We start from the raw sequence: 16,231 nt of genomic DNA on the forward strand, positions 1-16,231 counted from the left end.
TTTAATTTTGCTATTTTTTTAGCAAATTGAAAATCAAAAATAAAGTAAAAATAGTTACCGACAATACAAATAAATGTGTTCTTTACATTTGTAACAAAAAGATATAATTTCTATATTTTTATTGTCTAATTTTTTGTTCCCATTTCCAGGCACTTGCAATAGCGTCATCAAGGCTTAGTTGCGTTTTCCATCCCAGTACATTATTTGCTTTATCCGTATTGGCATAGGCTTCTGTAACATCACCTTCTCTTCTGTCAACAATTTTATATGGTAATTTTTGTCCGCTTGCTTTCTCAAAAGCAGTAATTACCTCTAGTACAGAACTTCCGGTTCCGGTTCCTAAATTGAAAATTTCTAATTTGTCTGTGTTTTTTTTGCTGATTAATCTCTGTAAGGCAATTACGTGTGCTTTTGCCAGATCGACAACATGTATATAATCACGAACACAGGTTCCGTCTACAGTTTGATAATCATTTCCGTAAACTGACAATTCTTTTCGTAAACCAGCACCGGTTTGGGTAATAAACGGCACTAAATTTTGAGGAACTCCAAGTGGTAATTCGCCAATTTCGTTTGATGGATGTGCCCCAACCGGATTAAAATAACGTAATAAAATGGCATTCAGATTGCTTATTTTAGTCACATCAGTAATAATTTCTTCGCCAATTTGTTTGGTGTTTCCATAAGGTGACATCGCCGGCTGGATAGGAGTAGATTCTGCAATAGGCATTACTTCGGCCTGACCGTAAACGGTACAGGAAGAGCTGAATATAAAACTTGCTTCCGGTTTTTGCTGTAATTCCTGAAGGATGTACACCAGGGAGCTTATGTTGTTTTCATAATACAATAAAGGATTCTGAACACTTTCGCCTACAGCTTTTGAAGCAGCAAAATGAATCACTCCTGAAACATCAGCATATTTTTTAAAGAAATCCTGAACGGCAGTTTTATCTCTTAAATCGATTTGTTCAAAAAGTGGTTTTTTACCTGTAATTCTTTCGATACCATCCAAAACTTCAATAGAAGAATTAGAAAGATTATCAATTACGATTACTTCAAAATTTTCGTTTTGTAATTCTACAACGGTGTGTGAGCCAATAAAACCTAACCCGCCAGTAACGACTATTTTCATCTTTATTTCTTTTTATAATGTATATCCGATTGCTCTCTTAAAACGGCAGCACTTTTTTCAGGTGTAATATCACGTTGCGATTCGCCTAACATTTCGTAACCTACCATGAATTTTTTTACAGTAGCAGAACGCAACAATGGCGGATAAAAATGCATGTGAAATTGCCATTCTTCATGCGTTTGTCCGTCTGTTGGGGCCTGATGAATTCCTGAAGAATAAGGGAATGAGGTATTGAAAAGGTTGTCGTATTTTGTAGTCAGCTGTTTCAAAATAACGGCATACGATGTAACTTCTTCAGCAGTAAAATCAGTTATTTTGGTAATATGTCTTTTGCTGATAATCATGGTTTCGTATGGCCAGATCGCCCAAAAAGGAACCAATGCTGCAAAATGCTCGTTTTCGATTACAATACGTTCTTCTTTCAACAATTCAGCTTTAAGATAATCCTGTAACAGGTTGCTGTTGTTTTTGTTAAAATACGTTTTTAGGTTGTTTTGTGTTTTTTCGACCTGGGTTGGCAATGATGACTGCGCCCAGATTTGCCCATGCGGATGCGGATTGCTGCATCCCATAACGCTCCCTTTATTTTCAAAAATCTGAACATGGTTGATGTAGTCAATTTTGCCTAAATCTGTATATTCTTTTTGCCACGTACGAATAATATTTTCGATGCCGTCAACTTCCATTTCGGGTAAAGTAAGATCGTGTCTTGGTGAAAAGCAAACGACTCTCGAAATTCCTCTCTCGGGCTGTGTTTTAAAAAAAGTTTGTTTAATATCGTCTTCGTACATGATTTCATCCTGCTTCATGGCGGCAAAATCATTTTCAAAAACAAATGAATTTTTATAATCAGGGTTATTTACGCCATTGGCGCGAACATTTCCCGGACATAAATAACAGGTTGAATCGTATTTAGGTAATTTTTCTGTAGAAATAGTTTCGTTTTGACCTTGCCATGGGCGTTTGGCACGATGCGGCGAAACTAAAACCCATTCATTTAGTAATGGATTGTATCGTCTGTGCGGGTCTTCGTTAATATCAAAATTTCTCATTCTCAATTTGTCATGGTATAAAGTGATGTTCCGTTTGAGATCTTCACATCATAAATTTTTAAATCAATTCCAAATGTATCAAAATAAAGGTTGGTAAACACTTCTTTTATTCTGTTTTCGTGACCTTTTTTGATTAAAGTTATGGCACAGCCTCCAAAACCGCCACCCATTAATCGGGAACCAATTACGGCTTCCTCTTTTTTGGCCTGTTCTACTATAAAATCCAGTTCGGCGCAGCTTACCTCATAATCTTTTGATAATCCGTCGTGTGTGTCAAAAAGCAGTTGTCCTAAAAGTTCAATATTTCCGTTATCCAAAGCTTCACAAGCCTGAGAAACACGAAGAATTTCTTTTACGACAAAGTGAACTCTTTTAAAAACAACTTCGGTCATTTTATCCTGAAGGCTCAAAACCTGTTCTTCGGTACAATCCCTGAACGTTTTAATTTCCGGAAAATGATTTTTGATGATCGAAAGTCCTTCTTCGCACTCTAATCTTCTGTTGTTGTATTCAGATGTAAATAGGGAGTGTTTTACATTACTGTCAAATAAAACCAGCGAATAATCTTTGAAATCTGCATTGTGATATTCAAATTTCAAGGTGTTGCAGTCTAATTTTATTACTTTGTTTTCAAGTCCGTGTACGCTTGAAAACTGATCCATAATGCCACAATTAATACCTACCCAGTGTTCTGCTTTTTGTCCCATCAGAGCAATATCCACTTTCTCCATTTTTAAATCGAAAAGTTCTTTTATTCCGAAAATCATTCCGCATTCTAAAGCCGCCGATGATGATAATCCTGAACCAACCGGAATATTACTGCTAAAAACACAATTGAAACCTTCGAAAGAAAAACCATTATCCTGCAATTGTTTGATAACACCCAAAATATAATTTGTCCAGACTACATCGCTTAACTGAATTTGCTGAGTCAGGTCAGCTTCAAATTCTTCATTTAAATCGATGGCAATAATTTTTGATGTTTTCGAATTGCTTTTTTCAAAAGCAAAACAGATTATTTTGTCAATTGCTGCCGGTAAAACATAACCATCGTTATAATCGATATGTTCGCCAATAATATTGATTCTCCCTGGAGAAAGTACAATTTTTTGAGGAGTTGTTCCGAATGATTTCTCAAAAAAAGCAGTGGTGTTTTGTATTAAAATCTCGTTCATTATTTTGTAATTGTTTTGTATCGTAATTTATCTGATTTGCTTTAAACGTTACTTTATTTTTTAATTATCACTTCATTGCGGGTTATTCTTTAAAAGCATCCAGTGCAGGAGACGGTTTTCCGTTATCGAGCCAGGCACTTAGCTGATAATGACTCCAGTTTTTTGCGCCCTGAGGTTCCCAGTAAATAACGCCTAAACCTTTATTGTCAGGAACATTTTTTACAGCTTTTATTACTGCTGTCAGCATATCCCGTGTGTTTTCAACCAGTGTATAATCGCCGCCCACTTCTACCACCATGACCTCTTTGTTGTAACGAGCAGCCATGTCTTTTAAATTATTTTCTAAATCGGCAATGTTTTCTTTATAATCGGTTTTTATCCAAAAAGGATAATAGGAAAGACCAATTACGTCATATTTTACATTCAGTTCCGTTGCTTTATCAAAAAACCATCTGAATTTTTCACTTTTGTTTCCTTCGTCTAAATGAACGATAACCTTAATTTTTGAATCTATGGCTTTTGTAGCATCATATCCTTGATTAAGCAATTGTGCGAGTTGGGCAAAGTTGTCTGTGCTTCCGTCGGGCCAAAGCATTCCACCCGGAATTTCATTGCCCACCTGAACCCACTCCGGCGTAACTCCGGCTTTTTTCAGCAAGGTTAAAACATCATAGGTATGCTTGTAAACATCGTTTAGTAACTCAGGAAAGGAATGATTTGTCCAGGCAGCCGGTTTTTTTTGTTTTCCGGGATCTGCCCAGGTATCGCTGTAGTGAAAATCAATCATGATGCGCATACCTAATTTTTGAGCACGAACTGCCATAACAACTGTTTCCTCTGGACTGCAATGTCCGCTTGCTTTATCATCAGAAGGATTTACCCATACACGCAAACGAATGGTATTGATTCCTCTGTCTTTTAATAATTGCAGGCAGTCTTTTTCAGAGCCGTCTGCATCATAAAATTTATAACCTGTTGCCTCCATTTGTGGTAACCAGCCCACATCGGCCCCTTTTGAAAAAGAGCCTTTTTTACTTACCATTTTTGACTTACATGAAGTAAATAGAATGGCAATAGCAAGCAAAAAAGGGACTATTTTAAAATATTTTTTCATGTTTTACTATCTGGCGAAAGCCTGCATTACAGATAAAGCATTGTTGTCAAAACTATATAAAGCCTGATTCTCATAAGTTGAACCGAATGCAGATTCTTTTCCTCTAAAAGCAACCCATTCGCCACCCCAGTAAGCAAATCCCTGTCCATGTGTTGACGCTGCAACCGAAGCTCTAACTGCCAGAACAAAAGCTTTTTGTCCTGCCGGAGTTGCCGGATATCCGGGAACTAATTGATCACTTGATCCTAAATTGTTGTTTGTAAAATCATTATACAACAATGTAAAAGGGTAAGATGTTTCTGCAATCACAACTTTTTTACCATATTTTTCTCCAAGGGCATTAATTGTAGCTGTTATTTGACTCAAATTTTTCCCGTGATGCATAGGGTAGTATGATAATCCTATATAATCATAATCAATACTATTCATTTTGTTGAAAAACCAATCCGTTTTACCACCATCTATATCTGCATAATGAATCATGATTTTTGCATTTGATGATTTTGCACGAACTGCCTGGCTTGCAGCTGTCAATAAAGCAATGCATTGTTGCTCATTGTTCATTAAATGTCCTGTTGGAAAAAGTAATCCGCTGTTGATTTCGTTTCCTATCTGAATAATATCAGGATTGATTTCCCTGATGATTTCTTCTGTATAGGCAGTTACAGCTTTTTTCAAGTCCTCAAAAGATAATTTTTCCCATTCTTTTGGGGTTACCTGTTTTTCCGGATCTGCCCAGCTATCTGAATAATGAACCGTTAGCCAAACTCTAAGGCCTGCTCTTCTTGACTTTTCTGCCAGTGCTTTTACTTCAGCCATACCTGAACGGCCATTTACCGGATTTTTCCATAAACGGATTCGCACGATATTACAACCTGCATTTTTAAGGGTTGTAAGCATATCTTCAGCTTTGCCATTATTGTAGAATTTAGTTCCAATAGATTCCATTTCAGGAAGGTATGAAATGTCGGATCCTCTGATAAAAGTATCATCTGCAGGTGGTTGGGCAACAGTTGTATCTTTGTTGTCGTCGCCTGAACAAGAAAATTGAATTGCTGCTATTACAAGCAACCCAAGAAATTTTATATGTTTTTTCATGTATCTAAGTTTTTATCGATCATGTGTGTTGTAACCTTTGTATTGGTTTGCTTTTACAGACTTTTTTAAGGTTTATCTTTATAATGATTGAAATTTATAAGTTGTTTTTTGAATGTATTCTTCTCCTTTTTTCAAAATTGAATTTGGGAAATGTTTGTGATTTGGAGCATCCGGGAAATTTTGTGTTTCAAAACAAATTCCACTTACCGAATGATAATGGGTGTTTTCTTTTCCTTTCAGGATATTAAAACAATTTCCTCCAACATACACATGCACGCTTGGCTGATCGGTGTAAACGTTCATCTCTAAATTGTTTTTAGCACTGAATAATTTGGCAGCCACAGCATTTTTTGATTCGATTACAAATGAATTGTCTATAACAGATGGACAATTTTTGAATGTTCTGAAATCAAATTTAGTATGAGTCAGGTTTGTAAATTTTCCGGTAGGAATACCTTCTTCGTTAGTTTCTAAAGTTTCATCAGCATTGACAAACATAACCTGGTCTAAAACATCAGAGTCGTGGCCATTAAGGTTAAAATAACTGTGATGCGTAAGATTTATAATGGTGTCATGAGTAGAGGTTGCTTTATATTCTAATTTTAATTCGTTTTTTTCGGTTAAAGTGTACGTTAAAACGACCTGTAATGTTCCCGGGAAATTTTCTTCGGCATCTTCACTTAAAAGCGATAAGGCAATCGAAGGATTTTCATCAGTTGTGATATGGGCAACCTTCCAGACTTTTTCTCCAAAACCAATAACACCGCCATGTAAAGTATTGCTGTTGTTATTTTGGTTTAACTGAAAAGTTTTATCATTTAACTGAAAAGAACCTTTATGAATCCTTCCGGCATAGCGTCCAACGGTTGTTCCAAAATAAGGAGCGCTTGGTAAATGATATGATTTTAGATAAGAATCGAGATCATCAAAACCCAGAACAACATCTACCAACTTTTCGTTTACAGGAATCTTTAGACTTTTTACAGTTGCTCCGTATGTAATGATCTCAGCCTGCATTCCATTTTTATTTTTTAAAAGATAAGAATGTACCGCAATATCATTTGGTGTTGTACCAAAGAATTGTAAAGCCGATTCATTTTGAGTTTCTGTAAATGATGATGTTTTCATTAGATTATATTAAATCAGGTGGTCAAAAATATAAATGTTTCCGAAATAAAACATACCAGTACCTACCAGTTTTATTGATTGAATTTTTTTAAAAGAATAAGAAGCCTCAAATAGGGTTGAGGCTTCTTAAATCAGTATCAATTAAGGAATAGCTATTAACGTGTAACGGTTATCGATATCATTAAACCATATATTGTATTTACCAGCTTTAACCTGAATATCAGCTCCTGCACTGTCGCCAATCCAATTAGTATCGGCAAGGAATTTAAATTTACCGTCTGTTGTAAAAGTATAAGTGATTTTCCAAATATGTGGATTAAAAGTTGACTTGGTCATAGCAACACTGGTTCCCCAATTGTCTAATGGTGCAGCATCTCCAATTATACCTACTGTTGTGTAATTTGGCAGGGTTCCGCTAAACGGCGCAATTTTATAAGTTAAATCTTTAGTATTGATTTCGAATGAATAATAACCTGGAGCTGTTGTTGGAAAAGCACTAGGATCAGCATCACTTTCAGTAGCTCTGTATTGTACTTTATCTCCGTTAGAACCATAAGCAGGAGCCCAGAAACCAATTTGCTCGACTAATTTAAAACCACCTGAGTTTAAGTATCCTGTATAATAGTGTTTTGCATTGTCTGCAGGGTCTCTAAAAATTGGCATAAGATTGTTTGAAATATTCCATCCATCTGCAGTTCCATCACCTATTAAATATAAGTCAATTGCAGGGGTAACACCTTCGTATGGAGTAACAAGAATGGTAATTATGTCTGAGAATTTTGGCTCAGAACCTGTTGTTCCTATTGTCGATTTAATTCTTAGGTCAATACTCCCTTCAACACCGGGTTCTAATCCAAGTTCTAATGCCTTTGCATTAAGTTCAGCTACGGTAATTGTGGCGTGAGTAGCAGCGGCAGATGTTATATCTACAGGGGCTGAAAATTCAGTATCTGTTGTTGCAAATTGTACGGTGTAAGTAATAGTTGTTGGTGCTCCGTAGTTTACTTTTTCCCAGGTTACGGTTAAGGCAGTGTTGTTTGGAGTGTCTTTATTTAGAATAGTAGAAGAACCTGCTTCTGGCGTGACGATGGAGAAAGCAGCTTCCTGAGGTTCTGCAATCATTAAATTTTCTTCGTTTTCACAAGACCACAATCCTGTAAGCATTGCCACTGCAATAAAAATTTTATATATATTTTTCATTTTCTTATCGTTTATGTTGTTAAACAGCTTTTTTTAGTAACCGGTATTTTGAGTTAAGTTTTTATTAGCTCCCAATGAACCTTCAGGAATTGGAAAAACATTTCTATAAGCCGGAATCGAAATTCCTTTGGCTGTATTTCCTTTCCATGCCCAGTTGTAAGATCCTCCTGTATATTTTCCAAAACGGATCAAATCTTGTCTTCGGTGTGCTTCCCAGTGCAATTCACGTGCTCTTTCATCGATTAAAAAGTCAAGGGTCAGTTCGCTTAAAAGGATGTTTCCAATAGTAGAATTGTTATTGGCTCTTTTTCTTAAATCGTTTACATACGCAAGTGCCTGTGAGGTTGTTCCGTTTCCTCCTCTTAAAGTTGCTTCTGCATACATTAGATAAACATCGGCTAATCTGAATAATGGAAAATCAGTATCTGCGTATGTAGAGCTCGACCCGTTTACTCCTGCAGAAGTTTTATTAGAGAATTTAGATAAAATATATCCTTGCGTTTTTACACCAATATCTGCAATATCGATAGTTCTTTGTTTTGCGGCATCTCCCGCTACACCTTTTCCAACCGTATTTCTGTCATCCTGGCTAAATTTTGTACCATCAAATTTTTGAGCAAATTCTTTTCTGATACGAAGTGCTCCTGTCCAGCCTCCAATTCCAAAATCGGCAGCATTATTTTCCCAGGCTCCAATTTGTCCATTGGTTAAAACTGTTGTCGCTCCCCAGTTTTGAGATACAGTTCCATCAGACTGAATTCCGAAAATAATTTCTTCAGACGTATTGTTGTCTGCCATAAAGTTTTCCAGATATTTTGGTTTTAAGGTATAACCGCTGGCAATGATTTCATTACACATTGTTATACAGTCATTAAAACGGTTGGTTTGTGTGTAAACCTGAGCATTCAAATATATTTTTGCCAGAATCATACGCGCCATAGACTGGTCTAATCTTCCGTAAATATTTGTTCTTGCCGGTTTTAAATTTGGCAAAACAGCTTTTAATTCGCTTTCGATAAAATCAAATAATTGCTTTCTGTCATATTGAGGACCTCTAAAATTGATAGGATCATTTTCAGTGTACATAGGTGCTTTTCCAAACAAATCCATCATGTTGTAATATGCATAAGCTCTTAAAACACGAATTTCGTTTCGGTAAAGTTCAATATCAGCCAAAGCAGCTGCATCTGTAATTTTTCTGGCACTTAATTTTTCAGGTGTACTCTGACGTAAAAATTCATTAGCATAGGAAACCGATACCATCGTTCTACTGAACATTCCTAAAATGACCGGGTTCGAAGCTGTCCAGATAGTACGCTGCAATTCGGCAGTTCCTCCATCATTTTCATAGCTCCAGACCAATTCGTCTGTTGTTAGTTCCTGCATGTACAGCAAACATCTTGTAAACTGGCTTGTTCCAGCATCTACACCTTCTAATGAAGAATTATTAGGTCCTATAACACCGGTTAAAGTCAAGTTTCCGTAAACTCCCGCAGCGGCATTTTTATATCCCTCCGGAGTAGCAAACAAAACATCTGCCGAAAGTACGTCATCGTCTTCAGAGACTACATTTAAATCATCCGTGCAAGAATGAAAAACAGTAGTCAGGGCTAAAATGGTTATTACTATATATTTTTTCATTGTATTAAAATTTAAGGTTAAGACCAAACAAGAAAGAGCGTTGTCTTGGGTAAATGGTTTTATCTACACCGTTGTTTGTAATTTCAGGATCTAAACCACTGTATTTTGTAATTACAAAAACGTTCTGAACTCCTGTTGATATTCTTAATGAAGCTTTGTCGTTTAACCAGTTTTCAAAAGTGTATCCTAAAGTAATGTTATCCATTTTTAAGAACGAAGCGTTTTCAATATAAATATCTGATAAAGAAACATTTGAAGCGGTCTGGAAATTCGTATTTACAATAGATGAAGGTATGTTGCTTAAAACACCACCATTTTCCATAGAATCATATTGGGCTCTTGAAGCATCTATTGCATTAAAAATTCGGTTCCCGACACTTGCTCTTAAATTGAAAGAGAAATCAAACTTTTTGTAATTCATATTTGATGCAAATCCTAAAGTAAAGTCAGGATCCGGATTGTTATAAATATACTTGTCAGCATCATTTTTTACACCGTCTCCGTTCAAATCAGCAAAAGCACCATCGATTGGCTTTCCTTCGGTATCGTATAATTGTTTGTAAACGTAGAAAGAATAAGGTGTAAACCCTTCTCTGAAAATTTGTCCCGGTGTTCCGGTTCCGGCGATGTTGTCTCCTAAGAAGATATCAGATCCAATGGCTAATTCTGTAATTCTGCGCTCAAATTTGGCAGCATTAAAGTTCATATTCCAATTGAAATCTTTGGTTTTAACAGCATTGGCATTAAGGGTAAACTCGATTCCTTTTGTAGTAAAGCTACCAATGTTTTGATATACTCTGTTGGAATAATTACTTCCGTCAGAGGTAGCCACATTGGCTAATAAATCTTTAGAATCTTTATAATAAGCATCCAAACTTGCAGTAAGACGATTATCTAAAAATCCGAAATCAACACCTGCGTTGTAGGTAGTGGTTTCTTCCCATTTTAAATCATTGGTTAATTTAGAAGGAAGTGCTATAGGAGTTGGAGTTGTTCCAAAATAATATTGAGAGTTTCCGCCTCCCAATTCATATTTCTGAAGGTAACTGTTTGGTTCTGGAATATCCTGCTGACCTGTAATACCATAACTTAATCTTAATTTTAAGTCAGATATTGTGTTGTTGTCTTTCAGGAAATCTTCTTTGATTTTCCATGCAAAAGCGACAGAAGGGAAATTTCCCCAACGGTTATCATCTGCAAATCTTGAAGAACCATCTCTTCTGTAAGATAAAGTCAGTAAATATTTGTCTCTGAAATTTAAATTTGTTCTGGCAAAAAATCCTATCAAAAAAGTGTCTGTATCTGTAGTTGGTTCAGGAAATGTTGAAGGCAGATCCGGATTTAAAATATTACCGGTTTCAAATTTTGAACTTTCAAATTTTTGATACGAATAACCTCCTGTTAACTCAAAAACTAAAGAATTAAAAGTTTTATTATACACTAAATAAGTGTCCAGTAATTTATTTTGTCTTCTTGCTCTGGTATATTCATCAGTACCATAAGGAACATTCTCGTTTGATGGTGCAGAACCTGCATTAGCGCCAACCAATCTGGTTCTTTCTCCTTTCGATTCATCAAATCCTACATTAGCAACGGCTCTTAATTCAGGCAAAAAGTGAAATTTGTAATCTACTTCAAAATTTCCAAAAAATCGGTCACTTGTTCCAATGTCGTTAGTATTTAATAACTGAGAAACCGGATTTCTGGCGGCATTTGGATCTAATGGATAATTTCCGTTAGCATCAACAGTTCCGGTAAGGTGTTCAAAATAACCATCGTACGGAGCTCCTTCAACTTTTATAGGCTGAGTTGGGTCAAATCCGATAGCAGCTCCTTCAACACCATCTGTAAATCTGTTTTTTTCGTAAGCATAATTGGCAGACATTCTTACTTTTAAATGATTTTCCAGAAAAGAAGGATTCATAACTAAACCAACGGTGTTTCTTTTAAAACCATTTGTTAAACGCAAACCTTGCTGATCTGTGTTTCCTAAAGTTAAGCTGGTCGGAAGAATGTTGAATAAACTTCCTCTGACAGCTAAACTCTGATCAAGTGATCCTGTGTTTCTGTAAATGGCTTTTTGCCAATCGGTATTGGCAGTTCCCAATTTATTCAGGTCGCCAGGTCTTCTATCAGCAATAATACTTCTAAATTCATCTGCACTAAAAACATCAACGGTTTTAATTAGTCTTCCTGCAGCATATTGTACGTTGTAATCAACAGATAAGGTTTTGCTTCCTTTTTTAGTTGTAATAATAATCACACCATTTGAGGCACGAGAACCATAAATAGCAGTAGCCGATGCATCTTTTAAAACGGTCATCGATTCTACGGTAGCCGGATTTAAAGAAGCCAGAAATGAAGCAGAACCGGTGTTGGTTGTGTTGTCAAGCGGTAATCCGTCAATAACAATTAAAGGATTGTTGCTGGCGAAAAGCGAACTACCTCCTCTAATTCTTATCTCAGACAAAGAGCCGGGAGCTCCTGAAGAATTAATTGTTAAACCGGCCACTCTTCCGTTCAGAAGGTTTTCAGTCGTAATATTGTTTCCTTTGTTAAAATCTTTTGTAGTAAGCGCTGTTACGGCACCGGTTGCATCTTTCTTTTTTATAGAACCGTATCCAACCTGAACGACAACTTCTTTAAGTAAATTAGTGTCTTCCAGAAGATAAACAGTTAAGGTTTTCTGCGTTCCAATGGTTACTGTCTGTGTAGCGTAACCCGTGTAAGAGAAAGTAATTTGATTTTCTGATTTTACTCCTGAAAATTCAAATTTTCCGTCAAAATCGGTTGAGGCATTTAAATTTCCTCCTGATACTTTTATGTTTACTCCCGGTATGGGCTGTCCAGAACTTTTGTCCAGAACAACTCCTTTAATTGTGTTCTGAGCGAAAACACAAAACGGAAGCAAAAGCAATAAAAGTAAAACTCTGTTGTGAATTTTTTTCATACTTTTTTAAGTGGTTTTTGTTTGAGTTGGTTTTTGTAATTTTCTGTCATTAACAATCAATAATAAAACGTTTTATTAAAAATAAATATCTCATTTTAACAATATCAAAAATGAGATTTATGTTTTATTTCCACCTATTTTTTATTAATAACAGAATTCAAAATTATATTTATTTTAAAGTTTAACATACCAGTACCTACCAGTTTTTGTATATTGCGCCCAAAAATATTTTTTTATGAATATTATTTCAATTCAAAATAATCATGGTTTACCAAAGTATAAGCAGATAATTCTTTCAATTGAAAAGGCTATCGAAGAAGAAAAATTGGTAAAAGGAGACAGGCTCCCTTCTGTAAACAAGGTTTGTCTGGCTTTTTCATTATCTCGGGATACAGTATTACAAGCCTATGACGAACTCAAAAAAAGAGGGATAATTTATGCAATTCCCGGTAAGGGATATTATGTTAAAAGTGTTGAAACCTCAATTAAACAGAAGGTTTTTTTACTTTTTGATGAGTTAAATATTTTTAAGGAAGACATCTATAATTCGTTTTTAAAAAATATAGGAAAAAACGTTCAGGTAGATATTTTTTTTCATCACTTTAATGTTCCGGTATTCAAAAAACTGATAAATGACAGTAATGGAAATTATACCAAATATATTATTATGCCAACCAACTTAATCGATATAGCTGATACCATAAAAACCCTACCAGTAAATGAAGTAATTATCTTAGATCAGACCAATGCTGACTTAAAATCGTATCCTGCTATTTATCAAAACCATCAAAAAGATATTTTTGAAGGACTTTACAAAGGAAGATCCAGATTAAGTAAATACAATAAACTGATCTTAATTTTTCCGGGGTTCAGAGAGCCGTTAGGAATGAAAACCGGGTTCGAAAATTTTTGTACAGAGCATCATTTTGATTACGAAATTATTACACAATTTACCGATCACGAAATCGAAATTGGGGATTTGTATGTTATTCCGAATGACAGGGATTTGGTAGGAGTAATTGAAGAAGCCAGAAATCACAATTTGAAACTAGGAACCGATTTTGGAATTATTTCTTATAATGAAACTCCCTTGAAAAAAGTGGTTGCACATGGAATTACTACTATTTCAACACATTTTGAAGCCATGGGGAAAATTCTGGCTGAGATGGTTCTTAAAGGAAAAAATGAACAGATCGAAAATAAATCTTCACTGATTATGCGCCATTCGCTTTAAGAATCAAGGGGTTTTAATTTCCCTGATTTTTCGAAATTAAAAGAACGTTCTTTTAATCAAAATTTTGTTTTTACTTATGATTCCTTTAGTTTTGAAAAAAAAACAATGAACGTATTTGATGTAGCCATAATTGGAAGCGGTCCGGCCGGAGCTTCTGCAGCTTTTGAATTATCGAAAAGCGGAATTACGACTGTCATAATTGAGAAAGAAATATTGCCAAGATATAAAACGTGTGGTGGAGGTTTGGTTCACAGAGGAAGAAATAATATTCCTTTTGATATTTCATCTGTCGTTGAAAAAGAATTTTACGAAGTCGATACTTATTTTTCAAACACCAACATCAAACTTACGACAAAAAGAGACCAGCCCATCATTAGCATGATTATGCGTGATGCTTTTGATAATCTGATTGTAGAAAAAGCAAAAGAAAATGGTGTCACTCTTTTGCAGAATCATAAAGTTACTGATATTACTTTTGGAGATATTCAGACTCTTCATACTTCTGAGGGCGATATACAGGCAAAATTTATCATTGCCGGAGATGGTGCTTTGAGTCCCATTGCTAAAATGGCCGGATGGAAAGAAACCCGAACAGTCATTCCGGCTTTAGAATACGAAATAGAAGTCCCCTTAGCTGATTTTGAAAGATTGTCAAAAAATGTACGTTTCGATGTAGATGCCATTCCGTATGGTTATGGCTGGTGCTTTCCTAAAAAAAATCATTTGTCTGTAGGGGTTTGTATTTTGACCAAAGCGAACCAGAAGATTGATTTGAAAAAATATTATGCAGCCTATTTAAAAACGTTGGGAATTACAGAAATTGTAAAAGAAGACGCCCACGGATTTGTCATTCCGGTTTCTCCAAGAACAGATACTTTTGTCAAAAAAAATGTTTTTTTAATTGGAGACTCAGCAGGATTTGCAGACCCGGTACTTGCCGAAGGTATTTCAAATGCCATATTAAGCGGAGTTTTAGCAGCCCAGTCTATTATCGAAGGTAAACTTGATCCGGTACGGTCTTCAGAATTGTATCATGAAAAAATAGAAAACAGTATTTTACCCGAAATAAAATCCGGAGTTACTCTGGCTAAAATTTTCTACAGCAAAAAGATACTACGCAACTTCATCGCCAAAAACTACGGACCTGTTTTGGCCAATGCCATGACTGATATTTTTATGGGAGCCAGAACCTATCCTAAAGATTATAAAAAGGCTATACGTGAAAAAATTAAAGGGGCTATTTTTTAATTTAAATAGTCAGTTTTATTAGTCTCAAAAATAGTTTAAAACTATGTGCTTTAGTATATTTCGCTTTCAGGTTCAAAAAAAAAAATTATACCACAAATTGTACAAATTGACACAAATAATTCGTGAAAATTTGTGCAATTTGTGGTTAAAATTAAACTTTTAATCTTGCAGGCTTTCAGTCTGCCAAACCAAATCTATGGACTTTCAATCCATAGTGGTTTAGTTTAGGGATTCTGTTTTATAAGTCCATTAAAAATCAAATAAAAAACCCTGAAAGTTAGCATCTTTCAGGGTTTCGTTTTTAAAGTATCCGCAGGCTAAAAAGCTACATCTGCAGGTTGTTTTTATAAATTCAGGACAAAATCGTTTAATAATTTTTCCTCATATTTTTCTTTGTTGAAAGTATACAGATAAGATCCTTTTCTGGAAGATTGCATGTCTTTTTCGTCCAGTTTATTTAAAATTTCCAATGAATTAATTTTACTGATAAAGTTACGTTTGTCGAGTTCTTTGCTCAAAATAGCTTCATATAATTCAAGGAGTTGGCGCATGGTAAATTTTTCCGGCAATAACTCAAACCCAATTGGTTTTATCGAAGTTCTGTAACGCAACCTTTTGATAGCATGCTTAACCATCTGATTGTGGTCAAAAATAAGATTTGGCGCATCGACAATACTAAACCATTCTGCATGATAATTTTTAATCAGTTCCTCATTATGGTTTTCAATATTAATTAGTGCATAATAGGATACAGAAATAGTCCTGTCAACAGGGTCACGGTCTATTTCACTGTAGGCATGCAGTTGTTCCATATAGATATCGTGTAACCCGGTATAGGTATTCAAAATACGAATGGCGGCGTTGTCCAATATTTCATCACGTTTTAAGAATCCTCCTATTAAGGACCATTTTCCTTTTTCTGGCTCAAAGTCCCTTTTAATCAAAAGTATTTTTAGTCCCTGATGGTCGAATCCAAAAATGATACAATCTACTGCTAATAAAACCTTATCCGCAGAGCTATAGCTGTTTATCATGTGTTATAATTTGAGGGTAAATATATAAACTTCCTAATAGGTTTCATAATTTTATTAATGTGCTTATTACACTTATTTATTAAGTTGAATTAAAAGTAATAATTAATTCAAGTTGCTAGTTTGGATATCATAAAAAAACAAAGCAGAGGTTTAGTAAATTTGTTTTGCGAACCAATAAACCTCACCAATGCTTTGTAAAGACAAAATTATATCAATTTTTTGTTT

At 35.2% G+C, this 16,231-nt stretch carries 12 protein-coding genes; 2 read left to right on the top strand and 10 right to left on the bottom strand.

Annotation, left to right across the window (positions count from 1 at the left end):
- Window positions 1-118: 118 nt before the first annotated feature.
- From galE to FLV_RS15665, 9 genes are all read right to left on the bottom strand, one after another.
- On the bottom strand, window positions 119-1,132 hold the full coding sequence (gene galE / locus FLV_RS15625) for a UDP-glucose 4-epimerase GalE (RefSeq protein ID WP_243235138.1): 1,014 nt from the start codon (window positions 1,130-1,132) through the stop codon (window positions 119-121).
- A 2-nt stretch (window positions 1,133-1,134) separates the two neighbouring features.
- Window positions 1,135-2,184, bottom strand: a complete 1,050-nt coding sequence (locus FLV_RS15630) for a UDP-glucose--hexose-1-phosphate uridylyltransferase (protein WP_243235139.1) — start codon at window positions 2,182-2,184, stop codon at window positions 1,135-1,137.
- 2 nt (window positions 2,185-2,186) lie between these two features.
- Complete coding sequence (gene galK / locus FLV_RS15635; RefSeq protein WP_243235140.1) at window positions 2,187-3,359, bottom strand: galactokinase; 1,173 nt, start codon at window positions 3,357-3,359, stop codon at window positions 2,187-2,189.
- Window positions 3,360-3,441: 82 nt separating this feature from the next.
- On the bottom strand, window positions 3,442-4,473 hold the full coding sequence (locus FLV_RS15640) for an arabinogalactan endo-beta-1,4-galactanase (RefSeq protein WP_243235141.1): 1,032 nt from the start codon (window positions 4,471-4,473) through the stop codon (window positions 3,442-3,444).
- Window positions 4,474-4,479: 6 nt separating this feature from the next.
- A complete protein-coding gene (locus tag FLV_RS15645) occupies window positions 4,480-5,571 on the bottom strand; it encodes an arabinogalactan endo-beta-1,4-galactanase (RefSeq protein WP_243235142.1) in 1,092 nt (363 codons plus the stop codon).
- Window positions 5,572-5,649: 78 nt separating this feature from the next.
- On the bottom strand, window positions 5,650-6,699 hold the full coding sequence (locus FLV_RS15650; protein ID WP_243235143.1) for an aldose epimerase family protein: 1,050 nt from the start codon (window positions 6,697-6,699) through the stop codon (window positions 5,650-5,652).
- Between the two features lie 141 nt (window positions 6,700-6,840).
- Entirely contained in the window at window positions 6,841-7,899 is a 1,059-nt protein-coding gene (locus tag FLV_RS15655) for a SusE domain-containing protein (protein ID WP_243235144.1), read from the bottom strand.
- A gap of 33 nt (window positions 7,900-7,932) precedes the next feature.
- Entirely contained in the window at window positions 7,933-9,540 is a 1,608-nt protein-coding gene (locus tag FLV_RS15660; RefSeq protein ID WP_243235145.1) for a RagB/SusD family nutrient uptake outer membrane protein, read from the bottom strand.
- A gap of 4 nt (window positions 9,541-9,544) precedes the next feature.
- Entirely contained in the window at window positions 9,545-12,490 is a 2,946-nt protein-coding gene (locus tag FLV_RS15665; RefSeq protein ID WP_243235146.1) for a SusC/RagA family TonB-linked outer membrane protein, read from the bottom strand.
- A gap of 235 nt (window positions 12,491-12,725) precedes the next feature.
- On the opposite strand from FLV_RS15665, the gene FLV_RS15670 reads away from it, so the two are divergent.
- Window positions 12,726-13,724, top strand: a complete 999-nt coding sequence (locus tag FLV_RS15670; protein ID WP_243235147.1) for a GntR family transcriptional regulator — start codon at window positions 12,726-12,728, stop codon at window positions 13,722-13,724.
- A 105-nt stretch (window positions 13,725-13,829) separates the two neighbouring features.
- Window positions 13,830-14,972, top strand: coding sequence for a geranylgeranyl reductase family protein (locus FLV_RS15675; RefSeq protein ID WP_243235148.1), 1,143 nt, complete (start codon window positions 13,830-13,832; stop codon window positions 14,970-14,972).
- A 344-nt stretch (window positions 14,973-15,316) separates the two neighbouring features.
- On the opposite strand, the gene FLV_RS15680 is transcribed toward FLV_RS15675, so the two are convergent.
- The gene (locus FLV_RS15680) at window positions 15,317-16,006 is read right to left on the bottom strand and encodes an NUDIX hydrolase (RefSeq protein WP_243235149.1); all 690 of its coding nucleotides are present in this window, start codon (window positions 16,004-16,006) and stop codon (window positions 15,317-15,319) included.
- Window positions 16,007-16,231 lie beyond the last annotated feature (225 nt).

Origin of the sequence: Flavobacterium pectinovorum, from assembly GCF_022802975.1 — a bacterium.
GTDB classification, from domain to species: Bacteria; Bacteroidota; Bacteroidia; order Flavobacteriales; family Flavobacteriaceae; genus Flavobacterium; species Flavobacterium pectinovorum_B.

Bases quoted from the DNA above. Each gene is read 5' to 3' on its own strand.
- FLV_RS15680 (WP_243235149.1), bottom strand. From the start codon at position 16,006: ATGATAAACAGCTATAGCTCTGCGGATAAGGTTTTATTAGCAGTAGAT.
- FLV_RS15650 (WP_243235143.1), bottom strand. From the start codon at position 6,699: ATGAAAACATCATCATTTACAGAAACTCAAAATGAATCGGCTTTACAA.
- FLV_RS15675 (WP_243235148.1), top strand. From the start codon at position 13,830: ATGAACGTATTTGATGTAGCCATAATTGGAAGCGGTCCGGCCGGAGCT.
- galE (WP_243235138.1), bottom strand. From the start codon at position 1,132: ATGAAAATAGTCGTTACTGGCGGGTTAGGTTTTATTGGCTCACACACC.
- FLV_RS15655 (WP_243235144.1), bottom strand. From the start codon at position 7,899: ATGAAAAATATATATAAAATTTTTATTGCAGTGGCAATGCTTACAGGA.
- FLV_RS15670 (WP_243235147.1), top strand. From the start codon at position 12,726: ATGAATATTATTTCAATTCAAAATAATCATGGTTTACCAAAGTATAAG.
- FLV_RS15665 (WP_243235146.1), bottom strand. From the start codon at position 12,490: ATGAAAAAAATTCACAACAGAGTTTTACTTTTATTGCTTTTGCTTCCG.
- FLV_RS15645 (WP_243235142.1), bottom strand. From the start codon at position 5,571: ATGAAAAAACATATAAAATTTCTTGGGTTGCTTGTAATAGCAGCAATT.
- galK (WP_243235140.1), bottom strand. From the start codon at position 3,359: ATGAACGAGATTTTAATACAAAACACCACTGCTTTTTTTGAGAAATCA.
- FLV_RS15640 (WP_243235141.1), bottom strand. From the start codon at position 4,473: ATGAAAAAATATTTTAAAATAGTCCCTTTTTTGCTTGCTATTGCCATT.
- FLV_RS15630 (WP_243235139.1), bottom strand. From the start codon at position 2,184: ATGAGAAATTTTGATATTAACGAAGACCCGCACAGACGATACAATCCA.
- FLV_RS15660 (WP_243235145.1), bottom strand. From the start codon at position 9,540: ATGAAAAAATATATAGTAATAACCATTTTAGCCCTGACTACTGTTTTT.